Source organism: Lachnospira pectinoschiza (assembly GCF_020564355.1).
GTDB lineage: Bacteria > Bacillota > Clostridia > Lachnospirales > Lachnospiraceae > Lachnospira > Lachnospira intestinalis.
The window spans coordinates 101645-127742 of the sequence record NZ_JAJCRR010000004.1 but is presented as its reverse complement, the minus strand read 5'-3'; the positions used below and the strand labels follow the sequence as shown (position 1 = coordinate 127742).

At 43.4% G+C, this 26098-nt stretch carries 27 protein-coding genes, 1 CRISPR repeat array and 1 riboswitch; of the genes, 1 reads left to right on the top strand and 26 read right to left on the bottom strand.

Annotation, left to right across the window (positions count from 1 at the left end):
- Positions 1 to 32: 32 nt before the first annotated feature.
- Complete coding sequence (locus LI288_RS09415; protein ID WP_227090218.1) at positions 33 to 1091, bottom strand: pyridoxal phosphate-dependent aminotransferase; 1059 nt, start codon at positions 1089 to 1091, stop codon at positions 33 to 35.
- Between the two features lie 327 nt (positions 1092 to 1418).
- Here LI288_RS09415 and LI288_RS09410 point away from each other — a divergent pair, with 327 nt between their 5' ends.
- On the top strand, positions 1419 to 1580 hold the full coding sequence (locus LI288_RS09410; RefSeq protein WP_227090217.1) for a hypothetical protein: 162 nt from the start codon (positions 1419 to 1421) through the stop codon (positions 1578 to 1580).
- 237 nt (positions 1581 to 1817) lie between these two features.
- Here the strand turns inward: LI288_RS09410 and cbiB are convergent, their stop codons facing one another.
- From cbiB to csm3, 25 genes are all read right to left on the bottom strand, one after another.
- A complete protein-coding gene (gene cbiB / locus LI288_RS09405; protein ID WP_227090216.1) occupies positions 1818 to 2819 on the bottom strand; it encodes an adenosylcobinamide-phosphate synthase CbiB in 1002 nt (333 codons plus the stop codon).
- Positions 2820 to 2830: 11 nt separating this feature from the next.
- Complete coding sequence (locus LI288_RS09400; protein ID WP_022431537.1) at positions 2831 to 3133, bottom strand: Dabb family protein; 303 nt, start codon at positions 3131 to 3133, stop codon at positions 2831 to 2833.
- A 94-nt stretch (positions 3134 to 3227) separates the two neighbouring features.
- Positions 3228 to 3875 (bottom strand): histidine phosphatase family protein, encoded by a 648-nt coding sequence (locus tag LI288_RS09395; RefSeq protein WP_227090215.1) that lies wholly within the window; start codon positions 3873 to 3875, stop codon positions 3228 to 3230.
- A 33-nt stretch (positions 3876 to 3908) separates the two neighbouring features.
- Complete coding sequence (locus LI288_RS09390; RefSeq protein ID WP_227090214.1) at positions 3909 to 4307, bottom strand: bifunctional adenosylcobinamide kinase/adenosylcobinamide-phosphate guanylyltransferase; 399 nt, start codon at positions 4305 to 4307, stop codon at positions 3909 to 3911.
- Between the two features lie 186 nt (positions 4308 to 4493).
- The gene (locus LI288_RS09385; protein ID WP_227090213.1) at positions 4494 to 5264 is read right to left on the bottom strand and encodes an adenosylcobinamide-GDP ribazoletransferase; all 771 of its coding nucleotides are present in this window, start codon (positions 5262 to 5264) and stop codon (positions 4494 to 4496) included.
- Positions 5265 to 5347: 83 nt separating this feature from the next.
- Entirely contained in the window at positions 5348 to 5923 is a 576-nt protein-coding gene (locus LI288_RS09380) for a bifunctional adenosylcobinamide kinase/adenosylcobinamide-phosphate guanylyltransferase (RefSeq protein WP_227090212.1), read from the bottom strand.
- Entirely contained in the window at positions 5917 to 8472 is a 2556-nt protein-coding gene (locus LI288_RS09375) for a cobyrinate a,c-diamide synthase (RefSeq protein WP_227090211.1), read from the bottom strand. The genes LI288_RS09380 and LI288_RS09375 overlap by 7 nt, the downstream gene beginning before the upstream one ends.
- A complete protein-coding gene (gene cbiE / locus LI288_RS09370; protein ID WP_227090210.1) occupies positions 8469 to 9659 on the bottom strand; it encodes a precorrin-6y C5,15-methyltransferase (decarboxylating) subunit CbiE in 1191 nt (396 codons plus the stop codon). Before cbiE ends, LI288_RS09375 begins: the two co-directional genes overlap by 4 nt.
- A 48-nt stretch (positions 9660 to 9707) precedes the next feature.
- Positions 9708 to 10502: a precorrin-6A reductase gene (gene cobK / locus LI288_RS09365; protein WP_227090209.1), complete on the bottom strand. Its 795-nt coding sequence runs from the start codon at positions 10500 to 10502 to the stop codon at positions 9708 to 9710.
- Positions 10499 to 11218 carry a precorrin-3B C(17)-methyltransferase gene (gene cobJ, locus LI288_RS09360; protein WP_022431544.1) on the bottom strand — a complete coding sequence of 240 codons (720 nt, stop codon included), beginning with the start codon at positions 11216 to 11218 and terminating at the stop codon, positions 10499 to 10501. The genes cobK and cobJ overlap by 4 nt, the downstream gene beginning before the upstream one ends.
- Position 11219: 1 nt before the next feature.
- Positions 11220 to 12275 carry a cobalt-precorrin 5A hydrolase gene (locus tag LI288_RS09355; protein WP_227090208.1) on the bottom strand — a complete coding sequence of 352 codons (1056 nt, stop codon included), beginning with the start codon at positions 12273 to 12275 and terminating at the stop codon, positions 11220 to 11222.
- Positions 12272 to 13018 carry a precorrin-4 C(11)-methyltransferase gene (gene cobM, locus LI288_RS09350; protein ID WP_227090207.1) on the bottom strand — a complete coding sequence of 249 codons (747 nt, stop codon included), beginning with the start codon at positions 13016 to 13018 and terminating at the stop codon, positions 12272 to 12274. The genes LI288_RS09355 and cobM overlap by 4 nt, the downstream gene beginning before the upstream one ends.
- A gap of 37 nt (positions 13019 to 13055) precedes the next feature.
- Positions 13056 to 14297 carry a cobalt-precorrin-5B (C(1))-methyltransferase CbiD gene (cbiD, locus tag LI288_RS09345; RefSeq protein WP_227090206.1) on the bottom strand — a complete coding sequence of 414 codons (1242 nt, stop codon included), beginning with the start codon at positions 14295 to 14297 and terminating at the stop codon, positions 13056 to 13058.
- Entirely contained in the window at positions 14282 to 14914 is a 633-nt protein-coding gene (locus tag LI288_RS09340; RefSeq protein WP_227090205.1) for a precorrin-8X methylmutase, read from the bottom strand. The genes cbiD and LI288_RS09340 overlap by 16 nt, the downstream gene beginning before the upstream one ends.
- A gap of 30 nt (positions 14915 to 14944) precedes the next feature.
- Positions 14945 to 16084, bottom strand: a complete 1140-nt coding sequence (locus tag LI288_RS09335; protein WP_227090204.1) for an ABC transporter ATP-binding protein — start codon at positions 16082 to 16084, stop codon at positions 14945 to 14947.
- 12 nt (positions 16085 to 16096) lie between these two features.
- Complete coding sequence (locus LI288_RS09330) at positions 16097 to 17110, bottom strand: FecCD family ABC transporter permease (protein ID WP_227090203.1); 1014 nt, start codon at positions 17108 to 17110, stop codon at positions 16097 to 16099.
- Positions 17111 to 17197: 87 nt separating this feature from the next.
- Positions 17198 to 18385 carry an ABC transporter substrate-binding protein gene (locus tag LI288_RS09325; RefSeq protein WP_227090202.1) on the bottom strand — a complete coding sequence of 396 codons (1188 nt, stop codon included), beginning with the start codon at positions 18383 to 18385 and terminating at the stop codon, positions 17198 to 17200.
- A 118-nt stretch (positions 18386 to 18503) separates the two neighbouring features.
- Positions 18504 to 18702: riboswitch (cobalamin riboswitch) on the bottom strand.
- Between the two features lie 131 nt (positions 18703 to 18833).
- Positions 18834 to 20156, bottom strand: a complete 1323-nt coding sequence (gene csm6, locus LI288_RS09320; RefSeq protein ID WP_227090201.1) for a type III-A CRISPR-associated CARF protein Csm6 — start codon at positions 20154 to 20156, stop codon at positions 18834 to 18836.
- A 14-nt stretch (positions 20157 to 20170) separates the two neighbouring features.
- Positions 20171 to 20491: a CRISPR-associated endonuclease Cas2 gene (gene cas2 / locus LI288_RS09315; protein WP_227090200.1), complete on the bottom strand. Its 321-nt coding sequence runs from the start codon at positions 20489 to 20491 to the stop codon at positions 20171 to 20173.
- Positions 20492 to 20532: 41 nt separating this feature from the next.
- Complete coding sequence (gene cas1, locus LI288_RS09310) at positions 20533 to 21534, bottom strand: CRISPR-associated endonuclease Cas1 (RefSeq protein ID WP_227090199.1); 1002 nt, start codon at positions 21532 to 21534, stop codon at positions 20533 to 20535.
- 52 nt (positions 21535 to 21586) lie between these two features.
- On the bottom strand, positions 21587 to 21868 hold the full coding sequence (locus tag LI288_RS09305; protein WP_227090198.1) for a type II toxin-antitoxin system HicB family antitoxin: 282 nt from the start codon (positions 21866 to 21868) through the stop codon (positions 21587 to 21589).
- 94 nt (positions 21869 to 21962) lie between these two features.
- Positions 21963 to 22860: a CRISPR direct-repeat array (repeat unit 36 nt; unit sequence GTTTCCGTCCCCTTATGGGGTTTCTTAATTTCAAAT).
- 208 nt (positions 22861 to 23068) lie between these two features.
- Complete coding sequence (locus LI288_RS09300) at positions 23069 to 23338, bottom strand: uroporphyrin-III methyltransferase (RefSeq protein ID WP_227090197.1); 270 nt, start codon at positions 23336 to 23338, stop codon at positions 23069 to 23071.
- A gap of 18 nt (positions 23339 to 23356) precedes the next feature.
- Entirely contained in the window at positions 23357 to 24466 is a 1110-nt protein-coding gene (gene csm5 / locus LI288_RS09295) for a type III-A CRISPR-associated RAMP protein Csm5 (protein WP_227090196.1), read from the bottom strand.
- Positions 24467 to 24468: 2 nt separating this feature from the next.
- Complete coding sequence (gene csm4 / locus LI288_RS09290; protein ID WP_227090195.1) at positions 24469 to 25389, bottom strand: type III-A CRISPR-associated RAMP protein Csm4; 921 nt, start codon at positions 25387 to 25389, stop codon at positions 24469 to 24471.
- Between the two features lie 22 nt (positions 25390 to 25411).
- Positions 25412 to 26083, bottom strand: a complete 672-nt coding sequence (gene csm3 / locus LI288_RS09285) for a type III-A CRISPR-associated RAMP protein Csm3 (protein ID WP_227090194.1) — start codon at positions 26081 to 26083, stop codon at positions 25412 to 25414.
- Between the last annotated feature and the right edge of the window lie 15 nt (positions 26084 to 26098).

The following is a 26098-nucleotide window of genomic DNA, read 5'->3' as shown; positions in this document are numbered from 1 at the left end:
CTTTAAAATCCTTTCCCTGCGCTGTCAGATATTCATTGTATCAGAATCCGCCAAACCTGTCTGACCAGCTCCTCATTATCTGCATGCTGTTTTACCGCAATGCGGTAACAGTCCGGCGGCATATTCCTGTAATTTGCACAAGAGCGAATCAGTATTTTCCCCTCTAACAGCCGCTCCTTTAATAAAAATCCTGTCTTTTCCTGCGGCAGTCGGAATGTAATATAATCCGCTTCGGACGGAAATACGGTACAACCCATTTTTAAAAATTCCTGTATCAGATATCGGCGTTCCTTTTCAATCAACTGCCTTGTCCGCTTTTCATATTCTGTATCCTGTAATGCCGAAATTCCTGCACGCTGTGCGATTGACGACACATTCCACTCAGGAAGCTGCTGTGCCACCGCATGAAGCAATGACAAATCCCCGGTCATCAGATACCCCAGCCGCAGTCCCGCCATTGCATAAAACTTTGTAAATGCGTTGACGATGAGCAGATTCGGGTACTGTTTTAAAAAGCGCTTACAGCTCATTTTTTCATAATGCGGGTGAAACCGCAGAAAACATTCATCTGCGACAACACGGATTTTTTTTGATGCACAAAACTGTAAAATTTCCGTCAAAATCTGCTCCGGGATTGTATTTCCCGTGGGATTATTCGGATTGCACAAAAAAAGCATCTGAACCGTCATTTTTGACAAGCGGTCACAGACTGTTTCATAACCAAAACCCGTGTCATGTAAAAGCTCATAAAATACCGGCTCTGCCCCTGCGGCACGCACCGCACGCTCATATCCTGAAAATGACGGTGCCGCTATGGCACATTTTTCCGGTGCGGCGGCACGCACAACTGCCATCAGCAGTTCCGATGCTCCGTTTCCACAAAGAATCTGCTCCGGCGCAATCCCTTCTTTTTGTGCTATCGCCCTGCGCAAATCCGTACATTCAATATCCGGATACGTTTCGTCCCATGCCGTGTATTCCGTAATTGCCTGCCTTACTCCCTGTGGCATGCCCAGTGGATTGATATTGACGGAAAAATCCAGCCGTACCTCTCTGCCATATACATTTCCGCCGTGTATTTCTCTCTGCATGCCTGCCTCCTGTCTGTATGCTTTGCTTTCTCTCTTACCCCGCCGTGCAGGAACAGGATTGCCTAACTTTCCTGCTCTGTCGAGTGTTCGTCCTATCAGATAAAATCGTCTAAAAGTGCTTTGTGCAAGCACAGTTTTTCCTTAGACTTTCGTCCGGCACGGCTCATTGCTTACGCATATTATACCATGCGAAAGGTGATTTCACAATAAATCTCCTGTAAGGGCTTGACTTAAACTTAACTTTAAGTATTACACTATTTTTATCATAGAAATTCTTATACGATGTAAATTTTAATAGTATAAATATTGTTTAGGAAGGGATTTACAATGTTGAAAAAATATTTTTATAAAACTGCTCTTACCACCGCCGCGCTTTCTACAGCTGTTTCTGTCCTGCTTGCCGGGTGCGGACAGTCCGCAGGTACAGGCACGGCAAAGACTAACACGGTTACTTCTGCCGTTTCGGGGCTGAATATGACCGCATTTTAACCGAAAAGTCTATCGACCACATTTTCTATGAAACAGAGGGCGGTCATGACGGTGATGTATGGCAGAAGGGCATGTATAATTTTATGAAACGGCTGTTTTACGGAAGTGCGTTTCATTAAAAATTCAGTAACCTGATAATCACCCATAAAAAACAGCCTTATCCGAATTGTGCGGATAAGGCTGTTGGTTTATTCAGCTTTATTGTATTCAGCCTTTCTTCCCGCGCTTCTTCCAGTGTCATATCATCAGAAAGAACACCACCCTAAGCCCCAGTACCGCAGCCACCATTAAAAACGCAGAAATATACAGCAGTACGTGGCTTCTTTTAATATCTTCTGCTTCCAGCGGACGGACGGCATCGCCTATCTGCGGCTTTTTTACAAGCTTTCCGAAATAATAATTATCGCCTGATAAAGCGACCATTAATGCACCGGCGCACGCGGCTTCCGTCTGAGCGGAATTCGGACTGCTGTGCTTTTTTCTGTCGCGCAGAAAAATTTTCCACGCATTTTTCATGCTGTAGTGCTTTTCGCCGTTTTTTTCTGCCAGTGAGGCAATTCCCGCCGATAAAACCATTAATACACCGCCGATTCTTGACGGAATAAAATTTAAGACATCATCAAGCTTTGCCGCAAACCGCCCGAAGTACAGATATTTATCATTTTTATAACCAATCATGGAATCCATGGTGTTGACTGCTTTATAGATAAAACCGCCTGCCGCACCGAAAAAAAACATATAAAACAGCGGTGCAATCACACCGTCTGACGTATTTTCCGCAACCGTTTCCACTGCCGCACGCACAATGCCGTGTTCGTCAAGCTGTGCGGTATCCCGTCCGACAATCATGGAAACTGCCGTTCTTGCCGCAGGCAGACCGTCCTGCTTCAATGCCGTATAGACTTTCATGCTTTCTACCCTTAATGATTTGACTGCAAGAATCTGATAACACATGACGGATTCCACGATAAAACCCGCCGTCATGGAAATGCGGTAACAGATAAATAAAATCAATATTGTCATAGCGCCTGTCAATACGGTTACAAGCACCGCAAGCAACGCACCGTTTCTAAACTTCTTTTTATCGGAATCTGTATCCTTTAATAAAACTTTTTCAAGTTTTGAAATAAGACTGCCGATTAGCTGTACCGGGTGGTACAGCCAATGCGGGTCCCCAAAAATTAAATCCAGTAAAAATCCCAGTGCAACCGCACCGGTCTGACACCAAAAATACTGCATCTTATCCTGCCTTAGATTTCATAATCCATGCAGGAGCGGACTGCTGTATACGGTCTTACTTTGTTATCAGCCACTGCTACATGCTTTGGATGGGTGCTGTAATTTTTCAATGCTTCCGCTGTTTCAAATGTCGAATCCAACATTACATCGACTGTAGAACTTGGCAGACCGTCAATATTGACTTTGATTTCTGTCATGCCCGGAATCTGTCCGGCTAAGCCTTCCAGTCCTTCTTTGATTCCGGCTTTAATCTGCTGTTTTTCCTCTGCCGAAAATTCTTCTTTTAATTTCCACAAAATAACATGCTTAACCATTTTGTCCTCCTGATTTGTTATTTCAACTTATTACCGTCTGAAAATACGAAGCCACTCCTGTGGGCGGCTGTATTCCATTGATTTATTAACATTTTTATTCTAGCACTGTACCGTGGATTTCACAACCATTTCGGGCGCTTATTTTTCCTATCACCGACAGCCTTTTATCTTTTGTCAGACTGCACAAATATCCTTCCCCGTTGCCGCAGTGATAATCATAATAGTCCCCGCCGTACAATTCCGACAATACCGCCATGATTGTACCGCCGTGAACGACATATGCCACTGTAGTGTCGTCCTGTTTTCCCGATGTTACCTGTCCTTTTAAAATGCTTTCTGATTTTGAAACCGTTTCCAAAAATGCACGGACACTTCTTTTCTTAAAATCCGTCAAAGTTTCCCCACCCGGAAACGGCAGTGTGCCGTTGCTGTCAATCCACTGCTGATACTGCGGATTTCCTGTCAGTTCTTTATAATTCTTTCCTTCAAAAAGCCCGAAATCACACTCTCTGAAATCCCATACAATCTGCGGTGTCTGTACCGGATAAATACATTCTGCCGTAGACAGACACCGCTTCATCGGACTGGAAAAGACCGCCTGCGCCGGCGGATAAATGCCTGCGCACGTATCTTCTTTCAGTTTCTTTATGCCCTCACCGCACAAATCCTCGTCTGTTCTTCCGATATATCGTTTTTCAAGATTTCCCTTTGTTGCTCCGTGCCGAATCAGCACAATCTTCATATACGACCTCACCTCCCGCAGGCTTTCCCCGCGCTATTTTGTAATTCCTACTGATTCCTGCTTCAGGCACTGTCCGATTCCGCATAAAATCCGCTCCACCCTGTCGGATTTTGCCACTGCCGCACACAGCACACGTCCGACAGATTCCCTGTAAATCCTGTCTTTTCGTTCCAACGGCACAATTCCGCTTCCGACCTCATCACAAATCAGAATCATCTGCGGATTGACGGCATATAGCTCTTCAATAAGCGTATCCGTAGATTCTCCCACCGCTATCCGCCTTTGAATCAATAAATGCAGGTGATTGACAATATCTGCCGACTGTAACTGCTTTTCGTCACAGTCCTTTCCGTCCGCCACCCTTAAATTTCCTTTTTTCTTTAATACATAATCAAGCTTTCCCTGAAAAGCCCCGCCAAAATATACTTCCATATTTCTCCGTTCCTACTACAATCCATTTACGGTTAATCTCATCAGCCCTGTTGCAAAACAGCACTTAAAATTCCGCGCAGTCGATTTCTCATCTGCCGATATAACTCTATTGCATTTTTACATAAATGCAATTCTACATAAATGCGGTTTTGTGCCGCATGCGATACAAAACTGTTACGCCCGCAATTACAAAATATTCACACACGCCAGTACCACCGTCATGCACAATTCACTCACGCACAAAAAATAGCCCGCTAAGTCGCCCGTTACACCGCCAAATTCTTTATATGCCATATGTCTGTAATAACACAGCACAAGCCCTGCGGCAAGGAATACCGCACCGGTCTTGTAAATATCAACCAGCCCCATTCCAACCAGGCAGATGACAAACTGTATGCCTAACAGCGCATTGACACGGTAACGGTCCGTCACACTGGTAAATGTATACAGCATCCCGTTTTTTCTTGCACCACGGAAATTGACCGCCGCAAATCCGCTGAGTATCCGTGACAAATAAAATATGCCCGCAAAAAGCAGAAATGCCTGTTCTTTTCCCTGCTCTGCCATCCAGAAAAGTGCCGCAAAATAAACCGCACTGTATACCAGCAGGCGGATAACCGCAAATGCCCCGATATGGGAATCCTTTAATATAGAAAGTTTTTTCTCCCTGTCACCGTATGAATGAATCGCATCACTGGTATCCATATAACCGTCCACATGAATCCCGCCTGTAACAATCACCGGCAGTACCAGAAAAATCAATGCCCGGCTGACGTTTGGCATGCCTAAAAATGTTGACAGCTTATACCATATAAACTGACACGCACCAAGCACCAATCCGACCAGCGGAAAAAATCCCATAACATACCGCATATCTTTTTCTTCCAGATTCAGATGCGGCATTGGAATTTTAGAATACATCGAAAATGCGATGATAAGTGATTTTACCCAATTCATTTTTTCTGCCCGTTCCTCCTTCTTTTATACTGTTTACGCTTTTTCTGCCCCTTTAAATATTTTGCCTGACAGCAGTGCTATTTTTACAGCGGCAAATTCTCCTGAATCAGCTCATACGCCCCTTTCCAATATACAGGAATCGAATAGACCACCTCTGCCACACAGTCGGCTTCCTGCGCAAGCTGTGTATTTAACCGTCCCAGCCGTGTGATATAATCCGTTGTCGTATTGTCGTACAGACAGCCGTCTGAAAAAATTTCATTCGTTACAATCACAAGATGACGGCACTGTCTGTAAAGCTGTATACAGTCTGAAAATACAGCATCGGGTGTTCCACCCTCTTCAAAACATTCATTTGCCATAAGATTTGAAAGACATTCTAACAGTACCACCGGCTTCTCATTTTGCGCTGCGTGTGACACAGCTTCTGTCTGCACTTTATCAAATGCCTTGCTGACATTTTGGTACTGCTCTATCGTTTCAAAGCCTTTTCCCTGCCGCAGTGCATGATGACGGCGGATTCTTTGTGCGCCCTCTGCACCGTAGGGCTGCATGGTTGCAATATAATATTTTTTTGCACTGCCCGCAAGTTCACAGCAGATTTTTTCCGCATATTCGGATTTGCCGCTCCCACTGGTACCTGTAATTAAAATTAACATTTTTTATAATCCTCATAAGCTTCAATCTGTATATCTTCAAATGTCGTGTTTTCCCGGTATACGCGCATTGCCATATCTAACAGCGGAAACAGCATGACCGCACCCGTTCCTTCACCCAGTGCAAGCTCCGCAAAGAGAACGGCTTCTTTTTCAAGGGCTTTTAACAATGCTTTCATCGCCGGTTCTTTTCCCTGATGAGATGCAATGATAAAATCCCGTGCCGCCGGAAAAACAGACACGGCAATCAGCGCGGCAACCGCTGATATAACACCGTCAACAATCACAGGTATCCGGTAAACCGCACCGCCCAGAAAGACACCGACAAGACCTGCAATGTCCAGCCCACCGATTTGCTGTAACAGACAGAGTGGATTTTTTTTGTATTTTGTATACAAGTGTTGTGCCTCTGCAATGACTTCTGTCTTTCTTTTCAATCCCGCATTGTCCAGCCCCGCACCGCGTCCCGTGACTTCCTGCGGGTTTAAATCCAGCAGAATACAGGCAAGTGCTGTGCTTGTGGTCGTATTTCCGATACCCATTTCGCCGGTTGCAAGTAATTGGTATCCCTGCTCTTTGCACGATTTTACCACGTTCATTCCTGTGTAAACTGCCTGTGTGAGCTGCTCCTCTGACATCGCAGGCTCTTTTAAGAAATTTTTTGTTCCCGCCATAATCCGGCGGTTTAAAAGTCCCGGATAGGAATTGACATCTGTTCCGTCCGGCAGGCAGTCTGCGGCAATGCCGATATTTACCGGAATCACTTCTGCATAGGCATAATCCGCCATTTTACAGACGCTTGAAATGCCGTCTGCCATGTTACAGCTTACCACTGCCGTCACTTCCTGCCCGGTCTGTGTGACCCCTTCTTCCACAATGCCGTTATCCGCGCACATGACAATCACCGCACGCTTGTCAATCGCTACATTGGGTGTGTTTTGTATCCCTGCAATCTGTGTAATGAGCTGCTCCATTTTTCCAAGTCCGTACAGCGGCTTGGCAATGCTGTTCCAATGCTTCTGCGCCTGTTTGACGGCATTTTTATCCAGTCCGCCTGCCTCTGCCAGTTCCGGGAAAATTCTATAAATATCGTTTTTTTCTTCCATGCCATAAGATATGGCATGAACATCTTTTATGTTATTTTCATGATACATCTCGCAGGCTTTTAAAAAACGCTTTGCCGCCGCTTCATTTCCGTAAAAATAAATGTGCGGGAATCCCGCATAAAGCGTATCCGTTCCATAACCGCCGGATGCCGCAGTGTTATCCGAAGCCTTTGTAATCTCATAATCCGCACCGATATTATCACTGTTCCAGTAGTGAAATTCATGCGCGCGAATCGTTTCGCCCTTTGCCGCAAGCATTGTGTCCTTTTGCGCCGTGAGTGTCATATAGCCAAAGCGGCAGAGCTTTCCTGTCCCAAATCCGTTTCCCGCAATCACGCCGCACATCGGAAAACGTTCTTTTTCCGGTGTTTCCAGTGTTTCATGCAGATATAAAAATCCGCCACATTCCGCAATACACGGCAGTCCACCCAGTATCTGCTCTTTAATTTCACTTTTCAGTGTTTCATTTTCGGACAAAGCTTTTGTATGTAATTCAGGATATCCGCCGTAAAGCAGTAATCCGTCTATTTTCTCCGGTAGTTTTTTATCGGACAGCGGACTAAAAAACACCAATTCACACCCGTTTGCCCGCAGATACTCTAAATTATCTTCATATAAAAAGCAGAAAGCAGCGTCTTTTGCCACAGCTATGCGGAGTTTATTTCCTGCCGTATCCTGTAAACCCGTGCTTTCCGGCTTGTCCAATGCCGTTACCGGCTCTTTTTCCTTTTCCTCTGCTTCTCTGATATCTTCGTTTTCTTTCAGCGGCACTGCGGTTTCTGCCAGCGCAAGGATTCCCTCTAAATCAAGGCTTTTTTTCATCTGCGCGGCTATCGTGTCGATTTTTTCTTTAAAATGCACGACTTCATCTGCTGTAACCAGCCCCAGATGACGGCTTTCCAATGCTCCACCCTTTTTATACGGCAGAAAGCCCAGCGGAATCAGTCCCAGTTCCTGTGCCGCTTTTTTTGCCTGCGGATAGAGTTTTTCCGACATCTGATTAAAGATAACTCCGCGTATCTGCGAATTTTCCTGAAATGTCGTAAATCCCTTTAACACTGCCCCGACAGAATTGCTGATACCACGGCAGTTTACAATTAAAATCACCGGTGTATCCGTTATCTGCGCAATTTCAAAGGAACTCCCCTTTGTACTGAAACCCGCGCCGTCATAATAGCCCATAACACCTTCAATCACTGTGATGTCACTGCTTTTTTCTTTCTTTGCAAGCAGTGTGCGAATCGTTGTTTTATCACAAAACCAGCTGTCTAAATTGCCGGTACGCATTTTTAACACACGCGAATGAAACATCGCATCTATATAATCCGGACCGCATTTTAAGGCAGACGGTGTCCGTCCTATATCTTTTATGCACTGGCATAATCCGCAGACAATCGTTGTCTTTCCGCTCCCGCTTCCGGTTCCCGCAATCATTATCCGGCTCATCTGACACTGCTCCCTTCTATTATAAATACAGGATTATTGGCAGACAGCATATGATACTGTCCCCTTTTTTTAACTTCCGTCACGGCAATCTGTACAATCTGTGGCGTATCAAATCCGTTCTGCTCCAACAGCCGTACCGCTTCCTGTACCGTTTCTAATGTAACTGCCGTTATTACAATGCGTACATGCGGATTCTTCTTTAAAATGATTTTAAAAATGTCTTCCAGTTCTCCGCCGCTTCCGCCGACAAATACCGCGTCCGGCGCAGGCAGTTCTTCCAGTACACCGGCGGCACTGCCATGCACCACCTGTATGTTATCCAGTCCGAATTTATGCGCATTCTGCGCAATCAGACTGCACCCTTCTTCTGTCCTTTCAACTGCATAAACACATCCGTGTAAAGCCTGCATTGCAAGTTCCACGGTGACAGAGCCGGTTCCTGCACCGATATCGTAAATACAGGCATTCTTTGCAGGTGCTATGCGGCTCACCACGCTTGCGCGGATTTCCCGCTTTGTCATCGGCACACCGCCGCGGATAAAGCAGTCGTCCGGCAGTCCGGTTCCTGTAAATGCTCCCGGCTCCGGGTTATGTACTGCCATAACCGACAGCCCTGCCGCCTGATATGCCGTTAATTCTTTTGCACTTCCGTGCATAATTTTTTCATTCTGATAAGAAAGATTTTCACCAATCCAGACATGGACATTTCCCAAGCCTGCCTCTGCAATGCGGGTGCAGATTTCCGCGGTATTTCCCTGTGTCAGAAAAAAAGTGTACTCATTTTGCATAATCACCGGAAGATACGGCTGTTTCTTTCCATGCAGGCTGACAAACTGCGCCTGCTCCCATGCCACACCGATTTTTGCCGCAAAATATATTACAGAGGAAATGCCCGGCAGAATCCGGTACGCATATTTTCCGTTTAACTGCTCAACCAGTTTTTTCGTTCCACTGTAAAATCCGGTATCTCCCGACATCAGCACCGTAAAATGCTCCCCGTCTTCATTTTCAACTACCCGCAGAATCTCTGCCGCCGTCACCGCTTTAACCGTTCTTTGATCTGTATACGGCGCAATCAGGCGTTCTGAACCGATTAAAACGTCTGCCTGTTTTACTGCCCGGCAGACCTCCTGTGTCATGCAGCCTGCACTGCCCGGCCCCATTCCGGCTATTGTTACCTGTTTCATGTTCTTCTCCATTATCACATCTATAAGCGGCAAAATTCATTTACACACTTATGTCATTAATTTTTTTAGTTCCGCTTCTGCCTCGGACAGATTTTTTCCGTCTTCCTGCTTTGGTCTTTTAATCACGATAACATCCGTTCCTGTCTGTTCTGCGGCAGATATTTTTTCTTCAAACCCGCCGCTTTTGCCGGATTGCTTTGTGACAAGTACGCCGATACCTGACTGTTTTATCAATGCAACATTTAATTCCTGTGAAAACGGTCCCTGCATTGCAATTAAATGTGCCGGCAGAAATCCCGTATCAACCGCCTTCTGAAGCATTTCAGGACTGGGAAGCAGTCTTAAATAGGCACGGTTCTGATAATCCTGTATCTTTGTGTAATCCGGTAAATGCTTGCTTCCTGTTGTCAGCAGAATATTCTTTTCAAGATACGGCTTGTCATTTAACAAATCCACCGCTTCCCGCATACTGTCTGCCACGCGGATATGCGCCTTTGCACTGGCGGTTACATTTTCCGTCATATCCGTATTTTCCCGCAGTATCCGCATATAGGGAACTCCTGCTGTCTGACAGGCTTCTTTGATATTTTTTGTCACCTCATCTGCATATGGATGTGTTGCATCAAGCACACACACCGGGCGAATCTGCGTAAGCTGACTGTAAATCTGCTTCACGTCCAGCCGTCCGGCATGAATATGAAGATTCGGTGCCTGCGGAAGAATTTCCCTGCCGTATTCTGTTGCCACAAAAACCTCTGCCTGCCATTTATTCTGCACAAAACATTCACAGAGCCGGTGTCCCTCGGTCGTTCCGGCAAACAGGACAATTTTTTTCATGCTCATCGTACCTGATACCCTCTCGGTGTTACCATTTTCCCGCCAATCACCTTTGTCCGGCTGTTTCCGATATAGACAGTCGTAAACATATCTGCTTCAAATTCTGCCAATTCTTTCAAAGAAAGAACGCCTGTTTCCTGTCCGTCCCGTCCGATATTTTTTACATAACCGCAGACCGTATCCGGTGACTGTGCTTTTTCTACAATTTCACAGGCTTTCTTTAAATAGCCTGCCCTTCGGCGGCTTGACGGATTGTACAGGCAGATAACCAAGTCTGCTTCTGCCGCCGCCAGAAGGCGCTTTTCAATGAGTTCCCACGGTGTCATGCAGTCACTTAAACTAATCACCGCAAAGTCGTGGGATAACGGCGCGCCAAGACATGCCGCACCGCTGTTTGCCGCCGTCACACCGGATATTACCTGAATCTGCACGGATTCTTCTGCCAGTTCATAAACCAGACTCGCCATGCCGTATACACCGCTGTCTCCACTGCACACCAGCACCGTTTCTTTTCCCTCTTTTGCCCTGTCGATGGCATACTGACAGCGTTCCCGCTCCTGCATCATATTGGTTGAATAATACTGTTTATCCGGAAAATACTGTTTTAATAATTCCACATAAGTCCGAAATCCCACCACCAGTTCCGAATCCTGTATTGCCCTGACTGCTTCCAGTGTCATATTTTCCTTTGAACCGCTTCCAAATCCTACTATTTTAAGCATTTTACTCCTCATTTCTTTTTATTTTATAAACCGCGACCGTGATGCCGTCACAGGCGGTTTTTGCCACTATTTTTTCTCCGCCGCCGGAGGCCGCACAGGCGCTCCGCTCGCAGACATTATCCACACCCATCTGCCCCTTTACAAAGGACGATGCCGTAAATGTACCCGCCTGCTGTTCTAATTCCTGTGCCACATACGTCCGGTACGGCACTTTCATCTGTTTTGCAAAATCGATAATTCCTTGTTCCTGCGCCTTTCTGTCGATAGATGCAATCACGCCGATTCGCTCTATCAGCAGGTGATTCTGCGCAAATGTCGTATAAACCGCCTGCGCAATCTCTTTTAAACTTTTTCCTTTTTTACAGCCGATTCCGACTGCCAGATTCATCGGCACCAGTTTTATAGTCCGTAAAAATACTTCTTTTTCATGCACCTCTGTTATAATCTGGATTCCGCTTTCAAATTCTCCGTTTTCATTTTTAGTAACCTGTATCTGCCCCGGATACTGCTTTTCCGCCTGTTCTAACAGGTCTATATATTCATCATTTCCTGTCATTCCAACCGGTTCATGATTTAAAATGCGCCCCGAAATGTCCTGAATCATTACAGGATTTACAATGCGCAGCCTGTGTTTTCCTGCAAATAGATCCACCGCAAACATACCGCGTATATCGGTTGCCGTCGTAATGACCGGTGCCGCGCCAAGCCGTTCTGCCAATGTACTGCACCACTCATTTGCCCCGCCGATATGCCCTGAAAGCAGTGAAATCAGGAATTTTCCGTCCTCATCTGCCACCAGCACCGCCGGGTCTGTCGTCTTGCTTTTCAAATAGGGTGCTATCACACGCACAGCAATCGCCGCCGCCCCGATAAATAAAATCCTGTCACACTGATAAAACTGCTCCTTTATCACTTCGCCGACCGAATAAAAGGAATGAATTGTGCCGTCAGTACATCGCTCATGTCCGTAGATTTCTACCGTTCCTTCTGTATTTTGTGCTGCTTTTTTTGCAAGCTGTAAGCCCGGCTGTGTAAATGCAATGATGATTGTTCTCATTTGCGGTACTCCGTCTGGAATTCCGGGTCATACAGCTTGGAAAAAGCATATTGTTCCCCTAAAAAGTCACCGACCAGCACCAGTGCAGTCTTTGTAATCCCCGCTTCCCGTGCTTTTTGTTCAAGTTCCTTTATCGTTGTTTTTATACATTGCTGTTCTGCCCAGCTTGCCTTGTATACAATCGCACACGGCGTATCCGGTGTATACGCTCCCTCACACAACTGTTCCTGCAATTCTTTTAAATGTCCCGCACTTAAAAAAACAGCCATGGAAGCGCCGTGCTGTGCCAAAAGCGAAAGCTTTTCTTTTTCCGGCACCGGTGTTCTTCCTTCCATTCTCGTAAGAATGACCGTCTGGGATACTTCCGGTACGGTATATTCACAATTTAGCGCCGCCGCCGCCGCTAAAAAGCTGCTGACGCCCGGACAGATTTCACACTGGATTCCGTGTGTGGCAAGCACTTCAATCTGTTCGCGGATTGCACCGTAAATTGACGGATCGCCCGTGTGCAGACGGACAACCTTTTTCCCTGCCTGCTCTGCCTTTACAATCACATCAATGACTTCGTCCAGATTCATATAAGCACTGTTATAAATTTCACATTCTTTTTTTGCATATTCCAATAATTCTTCATTGACCAGTGAGCCTGCATAGATAATGACATCGGCTTCCTGTAATGCACGCATGCCGCGCACCGTAATCAGGTCTTTTGCTCCTGGCCCCGCTCCGATAATTTTAACCATATATTTATTCCTCGTTTCCTATCTGCCATGCAGAATCTTATTTTTCACTGCTTACATCTGCCGTGATTTTTAAAAGCAGTTCGTCTGCCTGTTCTGTTTTTCCAAGCAGTCCGTATTCATTAGAAAAAACAACTGCACCTATCTGCATATTGTCACCGCCTCTTTTTTGCAGGCAGGCATCAATCCGTAACATAAGCTGTTCCATTGTCTTTCCGAGTATCTTTTCATTTTTTAAAAGCTCCAGTGCAGCATCGGTCGTCACACAGTCTAAAATATTGCGCACCGCTTCAATACCCGCGCCTGCCCGCACGGCACACGCTGCCAGTATTTCCATGCGACCGTCCGCCATTTTGGAATGGGTATTCATAATGCCCGCGCCCAGCTTGACCAGTTTTCCGATATGACCGACAAAAAGCATTCCTTTTGCCCCAAGTTCACAGCCCATATCAATCGTATCCCCGATAAAATTACTGCATTTAATACTTCTTTTTAATTCAATTTTTAATGTTTCATGCAAAAAATCCTGTCCATAATTACCCGGTGTTATCAAAAGAGTCTGTTCCCCGTCTGCCAGGTGCATTTTCATCTCTGTACGGATTGTGTCAATCAGCGCCTGCTCACTCATCGGCTCTACAATGCCGCTTGTTCCAAGAATAGATATGCCGCCTGTAATACCAAGCTGCGGGTTAAATGTTTTTTTTGCGATTTCCACCCCCTGCGGCGCAGAAATCACCGTCTGCAATCCGCCCTCATAGCCAAATGCTTCTGCCGTTTCCTTTAATGCCGCCTCAATCATCTTTAGCGGCACCGGATTAATCGCCGCCGCACCGACCGGGCGCGCCAGTCCCTTTTTTGTAATCCGCCCGATACCCACACCGCCGTCAACGATCATCTGCGGTTTTACTGCGGCTGTATCGGACCGCTCTGATTCTGTATCGCATTTTTTTACAGTCATGTCCGTGCTTTTATTCATATTACTATTATTATGAATATAGGAAACCTCGGCAAATATCAGGATTTTGTTGGTAATATCCGGGTCATCGCCGCTGTCTTTCTGCACGGCACAGGATACGGCATGTGCCTTCATCTGAATCTCACAGACCGGCAGTGTCAGCGTAATGTCTGACGGCGTTCTTACAGAAACTTCCGTCACTTTCCTGCCGGATAAAAGCATCTGTGCCGCCGCTTTTGCCGCGGCAGCCGCACATGTGCCTGTTGTATAACCGCACCGCATTTTTTTCTGATTTTTATACACGTACCGTTCTAACATCTGCGCCATTCTTTATCGTCCTCTGCCGCCATGTAAAACAGGGCATTTACAATCGCCGCCGCTACATTACTGCCGCCTTTTCTTCCTTTTGCCACAATATAGGGCAACGTGCTGTCTATGATTTCTTCCTTTGCTTCAACGACATTTACAAAACCCACCGGTACACCGATAACCAGTGACGGTGTAAATATGCCCTTATCTGAAAGTTCCCGTATTTTCATCAGTGCCGTCGGCGCATTGCCGACTACCATAATACAGCCCGGATTCTGCTTTGCTGCTTTTTCCACGCTGACTGCCGCGCGGGTAATTTCACGCGCCGCCGCTTCCTTTGCCACCGCTTCATCTGCCATATAGCAGTGCAGTGAAATGCCAAACCGCTCCGCCATTTTATGGCTGATACCCGCGCCTGCCATATTGGTATCCGTCACAATGTCCGTTCCTTTTTGAATGGCTTCCAGCGCCTTGTCTACAACGCCCTCGGAAAATACCATATTCGTTTCATACGAAAAATCCGCAGTTGTATGAATCACTCTTTTGACAATCGGCTTATACTGCGGCGGTATCTGTGTCGTCAGTTCCTTTTCGATGATTGCAAAGGATTGTTTCTCAATTTCCATTGGTTTCATGCCTGCACCTCTCCTTATCCAGCATTGATTTTACTGCAAAAGACAATTTCTTAACGTTTCACTGTCAGGGCGGAAAAGCACCTGTTTTTTGTGTGCCTTTGCATACTCCGGCAGTTCTTTTACTCTTTCATTCATCTGTCCTGTCGGACACCCTGTATCAATCACAATATCTGCTTCATCAATCGCACGGCACGCCGCCGTAAATGCTTCTTCCCCGACCGGCTCAAACATTTTTTCCGTAATCACCTGTGCCGCCAGTGCCTGTGCGACCGGGTAGTCGCAGTCATTTTCATATAAAATGCCGGCAGTAAACGCCAATCCCATACGCTGTAATTCGCGGTATGTAAAAATGCCTGTTCCCGCGCCGCCCGCAACAAAAATACGCGGTGTGCCTTCGGGCTTTTTTAATTCCGTACTGCCATACAAACAATTATACGTCCCCTGCTGTAATCCGTAAAGAGTGCTGATACGGCTGTCCGTAAAAATCTGCTCCGGTCTTCCGAATTCAATCGTTCCGTTTCCGCCAACACACATCACATAATCTGCGATTTTTGCCGCCAGTTCAATTTCATGCAGTGACACAATTACCGTCACCTTATCCTTGACTGCCATTTCCAGCAAAATGTCGAGCAATTCTATTTTGTGACGGATATCCAGAAATGATGTCGGCTCGTCCAGTACAATAATTTCCGGCTTCTGACAGACCGCCCTCGCAAGCATAATCCGCTGGCGCTGTCCATCACTAATCTGTGAAAAATCTTTTTCCGCAATGTCCATGGCGGACACCTTTTCCAGCGATTCTGTCACGATTTGTTCGTCTTCTTTGGTCAGCTTTCCGAAATAATTCGTATACGGATACCGTCCCATTGCAACGACATCACGGCATGTCATCATTTCCGTCTTGATTTTCTCCGTCAGTACAACAGACATCGTTTTTGCGTATTGTTTGCTTGTGAAATCCTTCACATTCTTTCCTTTAATATAAATACCGCCGGATATCGGCTGCATTTCCCGGATAATATTTTTTAAAATCGTGGACTTTCCCGCACCGTTTGGTCCAATCAGTACAAGAATTTCTCCTTTTTTGACCTTGAGTGCAATGTCTTTTAACAGTGCCTTCCCATGATAGCCCACACTTAAATCCTGTGTTTCTATATATACCTGTTCCATGCTTTTCTCCTTTTACTTCTGCCGCTTCACCATCAGCCAGATAACGACCGGTGCGCCAAACACTGCCGTAACCGTTCCGATTGCCAGTTCTGACGGCGAAAAGATTGTTCTTGCAATCAAATCACAGAACATACAGAATACGGCGCCGCACAAAAAGATTGCAGGAATCGTAACCACCGGCTTTGTCGTTTTTAAAGACAGTCTTGTAATATGCGGAACGGCAATGCCGACAAAGGAAATCGGTCCCGCAAGTGCCGTTACGCAGGCTGACAAAAGACTGGACAGCAAAATGATACAGACCCTGAAAAAACGGATACGAATCCCCATGCTCTGTGCATAGCCCTCTCCCAGCAGATACGCGCTAATCGGCTTTGAAAATAAAAAGGTGACAACTGCCGTCGGAAATACCACTGCCGCCGCAAGCTTTACGGTGCTCCATGAACTGCCCGAAAAACTGCCCATTGCCCAATGTGTCAGATTGGCGATATCCGAATCATTTGCAAATGTAATACACAAATCCGTAATTGCCGAACAAATATAGCTAATCATAATTCCCACGACTAAAAGCATAGACATACTTTTCACGCGGTTTGCAAAAAGCAGGACATAAAGCATGGCAAGAAGCGAACCGACAAATGCGGCCGCAACCTGCGCCCACAACGGCATACCGGACATATATTTCAGCAGAAAAATCATCGTGATTGCAACAAACATCTTTGCACCGGACGAAATACCAAGCACAAACGGTCCTGCAATCGGATTTCTGAAAAATGTCTGCAATAAAAATCCGGACAACGACAATGCCCCGCCTAAAATTGCCGCCATACACAGACGCGGCAGACGGATTTTCCAGATAATATTGTATTCCGGTGTTCCCATATCACCATGCAGAAAAATAATGCAAAAAATTCGTGCCGGAGATATATGAACATTTCCTGTATTGATATTAAAAATCACTGCCAGTACAAATAAAACCACAAGTAAAATGTATACAACCTGACAGCGGATTATTTTTTTTATCTGCATTTTTTCTCCATTCCAGTTGCTCTATCCGCAAAAGTGCCACACCAAATTAAAATGATGTGGCACTTTTTTACAGACAGATTTTCTGTTTTACTGTAACTTCTTTAAATATGTAAGTTCTGTTGTATTCGCATCAGCATTCAGCATTAAGTTGATGTCGTTAATCATGCTTCCGATTGTATCTGCAATCTGGAAGAAATCCGGTGTTGTACACCATACATTTCCGTCCTTAACAGCCTTCATATCTGAAAGCACACTGTTATAACCTGTAAAATCACTGAGTGTAGACGGCTTTCCGCCTAAACTCCAGATATAAATCACATAGTCTGCATCTTTCGCTTTTTCATAAAAGCTTTCGATATTCATTTCCTGTGTACCGGTCTTATCTGTATTTAAGTCAGAGAAAATGTACTCTCCACCTGCCATATTGACCATCTGTGTAAGGTAATCTCCTGCATTTCTGACATAGAGCTTGCCCTTTGAAGTAATATAGAATACCGCAACGGATTTTCCGGTCTTTTCAGCCTTTGAAAGTGTATCTACATAAGCCGCCTGTGTATTATACATGGTTGTGGCAGCATCTTCTTCATTGCAGAGTGCCGCATAGAATTTTGCCCATTCTACACGTCCGAGCGGATTTTCTTCATAGGTAGACTGGTCTAAAATGTAATTAATCCCCAGTTCCTTTAATTTTTCTGCTACATCCGGTTTGCCGGTTAGCATGGTTGAATATATAGCAAGTGTAGGTGCGCCTGCAATAATTGTTTCATAATCCGGTGCTTTGTAGTCGCCTACGTAAGTAAGCTTTCCGTCATCAAATGCTTTCTTTACGCCGTCAATGTACCATGAATCCTTATCATAAGTTACCTGGCTGATATTAGAAAGACAGTTGCTTGCATTCATCAGGGATGTTACCGGTGTTGAAGATACGAGCAGATTTGTAACCGGTGTCTTTAATACCAGTGTATCCGCATCTAATCCTGACGGTGTGGACATTCCTTCCGGAACGAGCAAAATCTTAGACTGCTTTGCCACAATCGCAGTATCTTCATCTCTGTTGGTAATAGTCAGCAGCTTATAACCGCCCTTGTAATACTCTACAGAAAACAGCTTTGCATACTGTAATTCCATTGCATGGTCAAATACAAGCTGTCCGTCATAGCTGCTTTCGCTATTCGTCTGGCTTGTCGTGTTACCGGTTCCGCAGCCGCCCATTGTAAACGTTGCCGCAAGCAGCGTAAACACAAGCATGAGTGCAAGAAATCTTTTTTTCTTCATTTTGTTTTCTCCTTTTCTTTTTCATGAAGTGTTTTGATGATTCCGATATGATCGCAGAAAAGGAGCAGACCTGTCTGTCTGCATAAAAATCAATAGTCTGTTGTTCTCGCAACGACTATTTAAACTCTGCCTGTAAACCGGTCTTCTGACTCACAGATTAACAGCAATACCCGCCTTCCCGGATTTGGTCAGCTAAAAGTAGCCTCCTCCAGTGGCATTATGGATACCGCCTCCCTGTACACAGCAGCGGAACTGTTCAAGAATTTCACTTGATTCCCTGAAATGTAAGCCTGCGCGTTTTCACAAATCTGTTTTCTGCACAGTTTCATTTCGTTTACAGTGATTATTTCGTTATCATCTGGATTTTATCCAACGCTTATTATTCCATAGAATTGATAGAATTGCAAGAAATTTCATTTGTAATTTCATTTGCAATTATTCGTTTTCATTACCCTAAATATTTTGCAATCAAGCTATTCATATCGTCATATGTATTCCAGTCCTCTTTTTTGACACCAATGCCCGCCTGCACAATTAAATACTGGATATTCTGCATAATATCTTTCGGTGTTTTTCCTGTATTTTCTTTAAACCACTGCTCTGTAACCGAAACAATCTGATGTGCAGCCATATTTCTGACTTTTTGTTCCACTTCAATCATTTCAGCAACTTTTTCTTTCAAAACCGCATCATCGCTTTTTTCATCAATAATGTACTTTAGCGCATGTGAATAAACCGGTCCACTTTTAATACCACCGCCCGTTTCGTATGCTTTATCCAATAACTCCAGCAGTTCGTTGGCGGCAAGTTTATCTCTATCCCATTTCTTGACCCCTTTACTGATATTACAGCACTGCTCTATGTCTATGCCCATTTTCAACTTTAAAATCATTTCCAGTAAATCAACAACTATCGGTGTAATTCCTCTGATAAAATCCGCATATTCTTCCTTTAAAACTTTTATACGCAATACGCACGCATATTCAAACAGCCTCATTTTTCCTGCATCTTTAACCGGATAAATATCAAATTTTTCACAATTCATCAAACGGCTGATTTCCTTAAAATTAAGCTTCATACGCAAATCCGCTATCTGTAACAGCATATAAGCTTTGTCACTGATTTCTTCTTTAATTTCCGTGCCTAATTCCAATGCCGCATGATAATCATATGCTGACAAATGTTTCTTTATCATGTCTATTTTCAGCAGCTTGACCAAATTCATGCACCGCACTTCTTCACACCGGTTCTTACTGCCTTCTTCATTATCCTCGTCCAACTGCCAGCTTTCTTCCACATCATAAGCATCTCTGTTCTCATAATCCGAGTTCATTCTTTTCAATGGCGTACTTACCTGAATTGCCTTAAACCGGTACTCTGCCAGTGTTGCCATAATAAGCAGGGCACTTTTCATTGCCGGTGTTCCCGATGCCATATTTACCAGCAGTTCATCTTCTGCCGTCATCTGTTCACTGATTTTTTTTATTTCATCGTGAAATATTTCATAGTAGACATCATATTTCTGTACATCAACAAACTCCGGATTTTCTATTACCCGCACTAAAAAATTATGATGCAGTAATTCCCCTAACAATTCAATACATTTAACATATCTGTTATCTTCACGATGTTTTTCCGTCATTTCTTTTGACAAATATAAAACCACCTCGTCCGGCTGATAATGTCTGCAAATATGCAACATAGAACCATCACTGCAATATTTTATCGGATCTGTACCGCCTACCGGTGAAAATAATATTCTTTTCCCCATAATATATTTCCTTCCTATATTATAATAATATCCTCTATATTATACTGTTGTTCTTTTCCCCACGCAACAACCTGTGTTTTCCCTTTTATCTGGTAAATGCGTATGCTATCCTCCTCTTTATCCACAAACTCCGGAATTTCCTGTTTTAACTTCTCATACTTTGTCTTTGTAAGCACCGCTTCAAATGCTGATTTTTGAATTCTAAACCCATAGCCCAGCAGCAATTTTGCAAATTTGACACGTTTGGAGTTATTAGTAATGTCGTAAATAATTAAAATAAACAACCTGTCATCTGTTATTTCGTCTTCGATTTGAAAGAAATAGTCTTCATCCATAAATATCCCTCATTTCTATCGATATCCTATTTTCATTACAATCATCTGATTTGTATTGGCAAATACTGTGTTGCATCTTCAGACTCTATCGCTTTTACCAACTGATTCATCTGTAACATCATTGCATGTCTGAAACTGACCGGATAATCCACATAATCCAGATATTTTACGTCTGTTTGAAACTTCTTTTCCAGCTTTTTAATCAAAATGCCAACACCGTTTTTATTCAGATAACACCCCGGCTCGTCTAAATTTTTTACAAAATCATCTTTTGAAATTTCGTTTCCGTTAATAATCCCCATTACCGTAGCATCGACTAATACAGCCCGCCATTCTTCCATTAAATCACTTGCAAGCGTCGGGTGTTTTTCTGCATCTCTGTGTATAAATCCAAAATACGGATTTAATCCTTTTTCCTCTATCTTTCCGTAAATTTCATTCATCAGCACCGAATATCCCAATCCTATCATTGAATTAAATTCGTCTAACGGTGGTCTTCTGCTCCTGCCATGAAATACAAACTCCTCATTAATGCATTTTGATAATCCATCAAAATAATATTTTGCGCCCTGTCCTTCATACCCCATAATTTCATAGACGTCTTTGCACTCTGCCACTTTCTTTCTGCAAATATCCAACATATTATCAATTTCGGGTAATGCAATATTTTTACTTCTTTCATATCTTTTTAACACTACACTTTGATTTTTTAATTTTGCCGAAATCATTCTTTTTGCCAGTTCAACTGAAAATTCTGTGTCATACAATGCACACTGCTGGCGCTGTCGTTCTGCCTTGACATGTCCTGTTGACTGTAACCGTCCAAAATATCTTCCACCTTTAGAAAAATAAGAAATGTTGATTCCTCTTTTCAGGCATTCTTCCGTACAGCGTGTTGTTAGCTGTGACTGTCCCATAATCACAATTCCTTCAAGTGATTCTATCGGAACGTATTTCACCATACCGTCCGGGTATTTTGCCACACATCTGTTTGCCTCAACACCAACTGTTACTCCATTGTCATTTACATATAAATAACTCATAGGCACTCTCCTTCCGTCTGCGGATAAAAAGCCTTAAACAATGTTTCGTCCCCTAGAGGGGTAATGACAGCAATTTACGATATTTCATAGTATCTGCCTGTATGACCGTCAAAATATCACACGGATTATGTTGAATCTCTGATTGTAATGTCGGTTGATTTGGTGTAATATTTTCATCTTCTAAAACTGTCAATGCAAGATTTAACGCATCTGTAATCAGCATAATAGCCTCCTGCAAATTATTGGCAGTTGTAATACAGCCTACAATATCAGGAACTTTTGCATAAAAAACGCCCTCTGCTTCTGAAATGACTGCAATGTATCTGTATAGCATATCAAAACCTCCTGTTTCTTATTATTGTTTTTTGTCCCCTATGGAGCTTAAATCTTAATAATGAGCCGTAGCCACTATTCATAGGTGAACAGCGGGTTTTGTCCCCTCATGGGGTTTCCTAACTCCAAATACAGATTCGGTGTATGTTTACACTTATTTAAGAGAGTTTCCGTCCCTTTATGAGGTTTCCTAATTTCAAATAAACAACAGCATTATTAATGTAGTAGTAAACTGTGTTTCCGTCCCCTTATGGGGTTTCTTAATTTCAAATCATTTATTCGATTTTGTATTGACAAGAATATATGTTGTTTCCGTCCCCTTATGGGGTTTCTTAATTTCAAATTCGGGCTTGTAATGGATAGTAACAAGTCAACGATGGTTTCCGTCCCCTTATGGGGTTTCTTAATTTCAAATGAGGTGAGATATGATGTATATCACATACGAAGAACGTTTCCGTCCCCTTATGGGGTTTCTTAATTTCAAATCTTAAAGTGGGCAGCAATAAACCGACACAGCTACAAGTTTCCGTCCCCTTATGGGGTTTCTTAATTTCAAATAAGCAACTGCTGGCATGAATCAGGAACAGAAATCAAGGTTTCCGTCCCCTTATGGGGTTTCTTAATTTCAAATCTTCTAAGGTTGTATCTCAATGAGTTTGACCTTATACAAGTTTCCGTCCCCTTATGGGGTTTCTTAATTTCAAATAAAACAAGTTTGAAGGTTACATTTTAACCGACTTAGTTTCCGTCCCCTTATGGGGTTTCTTAATTTCAAATAAGAAATGAATAACCAGGAAACAATTAAAATTTGTGTTTCCGTCCCCTTATGGGGTTTCTTAATTTCAAATTTACTTATGAGTATGATGTGGCAATGGATTGCTACAAGTTTCCGTCCCCTTATGGGGTTTCTTAATTTCAAATTCCCTAGCAAGATTATTATACAATTCTTTTCAATAGGTTTCCGTCCCCTTATGGGGTTTCTTAATTTCAAATCCCGTCCCTGCCGCATCAGTAACCATGCGCCCTCCCGCAGCGTTTTGCGGGGGAAAAATAAAAATGGCACGTTATACAAGAACATACATTCTAATATCCAGTGCAAACGCCCTATTTTCAAGGTGCGGGGGAAAATCTCCGATAAAACAATCAAGATTTCCTTTATTATACCACAGACCTTCCCCTGACCGCAATTTGTTTTTACTAATTAAAACATATCATAATCATCCGGGTCTAATCCCGCATCTTCAATCGCCTCTCTCCGTTCATCTTCGTCCATAAATTCAAGCTCATGAATGTCTAATCCTGCTATTGTTAAATCATCTTCTAACTCATCATCACTGTCACTTGTTGCAAAATCACCTGCATCACCAAAAAATGCTTCATGCTCCTCTGCACTCGTACACAATATTTCAGCCGCTGCCATTCTTTCATCAGCCTCAAGTTCTCCGCTTCCGTCAAAATCAAAAACGTCCATAAAAAATCCTCCATTCTGTTATGATTCCACCACAAATCTGCACACACCCATTTGCAGTCGTTTTCCGTTGCACTGTGTATACTTTATAATATGCGGTGATACCCCTGCTTCTAAATCCGAAGCATGTTTTGAATTCCTGCCTGCAACTGTTTTAAAGAATATATCCCGTGCTTTTCTCACTCCTTCCTTTTCACCGAACATCAGATAGATAATTGTTTTTGAAACAAATCCGCTTCCGCCTCCCAATACAACACAATCCAAAGGTAACGGGTCTGTTCCCTGAAATTTTTCTACAAAACATTGATTGTAATTCTGTGCGAATCTTTCAACTGCCTGACAAATATCAGAAACTGTCAAATCCGTAACGGTTTCATCTACCGTAATTGTAAATCGGATTTTTGTTCCGGGACGTATACATTCTCTTAATGTATTAATCACATGGTCTTTTCCATCTACATGTCCCTCTACCTTTTTACAAAGCACCAGACTGTCCATTTCCAGTGCCTCACTGTCACTGACAATGATTCCCGACATCATATCATTGACTGCATTTTGTTTGTTCTTTTCATCCCGTTTTAATGTGTGAAATTTTTCACATTCAATAGCTGCCATATCTCTTAGAAGATACTCTTTTCTTGACACTTTATCCCGTGATGAAATGTTGTATCCCATTGTATTTTTTAAACGTGCATACTTTTCACTGTTTACAAGAATGTCATCTGCCAGTAAAATCGTCCGAAGCATTCCTTTAATAGAACTGCCCGGAATATACGGCTTACAATACGGGTCTTTTATCTGTTCACTAATGTGAATATCGGGACTGTTCATCTGTATGGCATCTCCACAATTCATGCGGTACTTTACACACGGGCTGATTTCTTCATATGAAATATTCTGTTTTTCAAGCCATTCTTTTAATTTCATTTGTCCCCGAAGAAGGAATTTTTCATATTCCTGTGCCAGCTTTTTTCCACTCAGATACGCATACAGCTTTTCCAAATCAATGACAGCAATATGTTTTTTATCTGTAAAAATATAGCTTTTTTTATCCAGCTCCCTGCCGTTTCCCACATGAACCGGTCCAAGTACCTCAAGTACCACATGGTATTCTTTACATGGATTTTTCATACCTATACCTCCATAAATATCGGCTTTGCATATCGGTATACCGGATGTGCCTCTCCTGTTCCCACATCATATACATCGCCCTCGTACATCTGTGTAACACAAGCGCCTGCTGCCAATACATACAAATCCCTTTTTCTTTGGTCTTTTGCATACTGTGTCGATGCGGCAAAACCACTCTTTTTAATCACTCTGTATCTGGCATCTTTTAAAACATTTTCCAGTTCTTCATCTCTTGGCAGACTGGACGACAGTGTCATATACCGGTCTGCCGGTTTTCCCAGAAGTCCGAGTAAATCTTCTGTATCTTCTGCCTCTTTAACCGTAAATCTTCCAAGACCACTGCTTCGTTCACCGCCGATACCGCTGTATCCTGCCGATGTCAGCAGGTTTTCAAATTCATGGCATACCGCGTCTTCATCATATCCTAATATAATGTATAACCCGTTTCTTTCGTTAAAATAAAACTGTCCTACACGGTATGGTACGGTTTCATCATTGCCGTTTACAGCCGCCGATACTTTGACATATTTTTTACCCAATGCATGAAATTCTGCCGCTATATCTTCTGCGAATTCACCCTCCACGTAGTCTTCAACACAGTCATACGGTATATACTCTATTTTTTTATACAATTTCTTTTTTGAAGAATCCCCTGTATCTTCCTGTGAATGTGCAATTTCACACATCGGCTTTGGTACATAGTACGTATCTTCTATATAAGGAAGCGCATCTGACAGAAGCATTTTCCCGGCTTTGGCTGTCTGTACCAGCCTTTCTAATCTTTCTGTGCTGTCTTTAACCGCTTCAATACACAATGCCGAAAATAATGTATCCGCACAAAAAGCATATGCCGTATCTTCTAATGTTCCTTTGCCAAAATGAACACCTGTTGAAAATTTTAATTTATATGCCCTATACTTCATCTTACTCTCCATTCCGCAAAAATTAAATCTGTGCCAGCACCTCATTTACTTCTGCTACTACTGAATCGTCCAGCGCACCGATTACAACTTTTGCCGTCATATCAAAAAACTGCACTTTGCCGTATCCTCTGGAACCGCTTCCGCCGAGGTAGTCATACTCCAGCATTTTCATGCCTTCCGCCAAAAGCTTTATATCATCAATGACTTCATCTTCTTTTCCGTTGTCAACTTCATATATCATATCAATGCCAAACTGCAAGCCCTTAATTGCTCTTTCAATCTGCCTTGGATTGGCAACTGCCGTTGCCCTGTTAATGCTGTTTTCAAATTTTACCTCTGTAAAACTCTCTATCCCTCTGTTTCTGATTTCATCTTCATTCATTAGAAACATATCTGAAACAATAATCTTACTCGCATGAACTTTATTGTCCTTATCCTTTTTTGCCGAACCGAATACTCTCCTGATACATTCCGCATCATTATCGGGATTTACAACCGCTTCATTATATTTTTTTGCTAACAGCGTTCTTATCTTACCTTTTAAAGAACTTCCCGGTACCATTGGTTTTCCGTTCCTTACATCTTTAATTACCGGTGAATCAACTGCCCCGATTGCGGAAAAAGCTGACGAACCCCCGATGTGCATACCTGTTTTAGTTTCTAATACCCCTGTTATCCGAATTTTTGAATACATATAATTCCTCCTTTT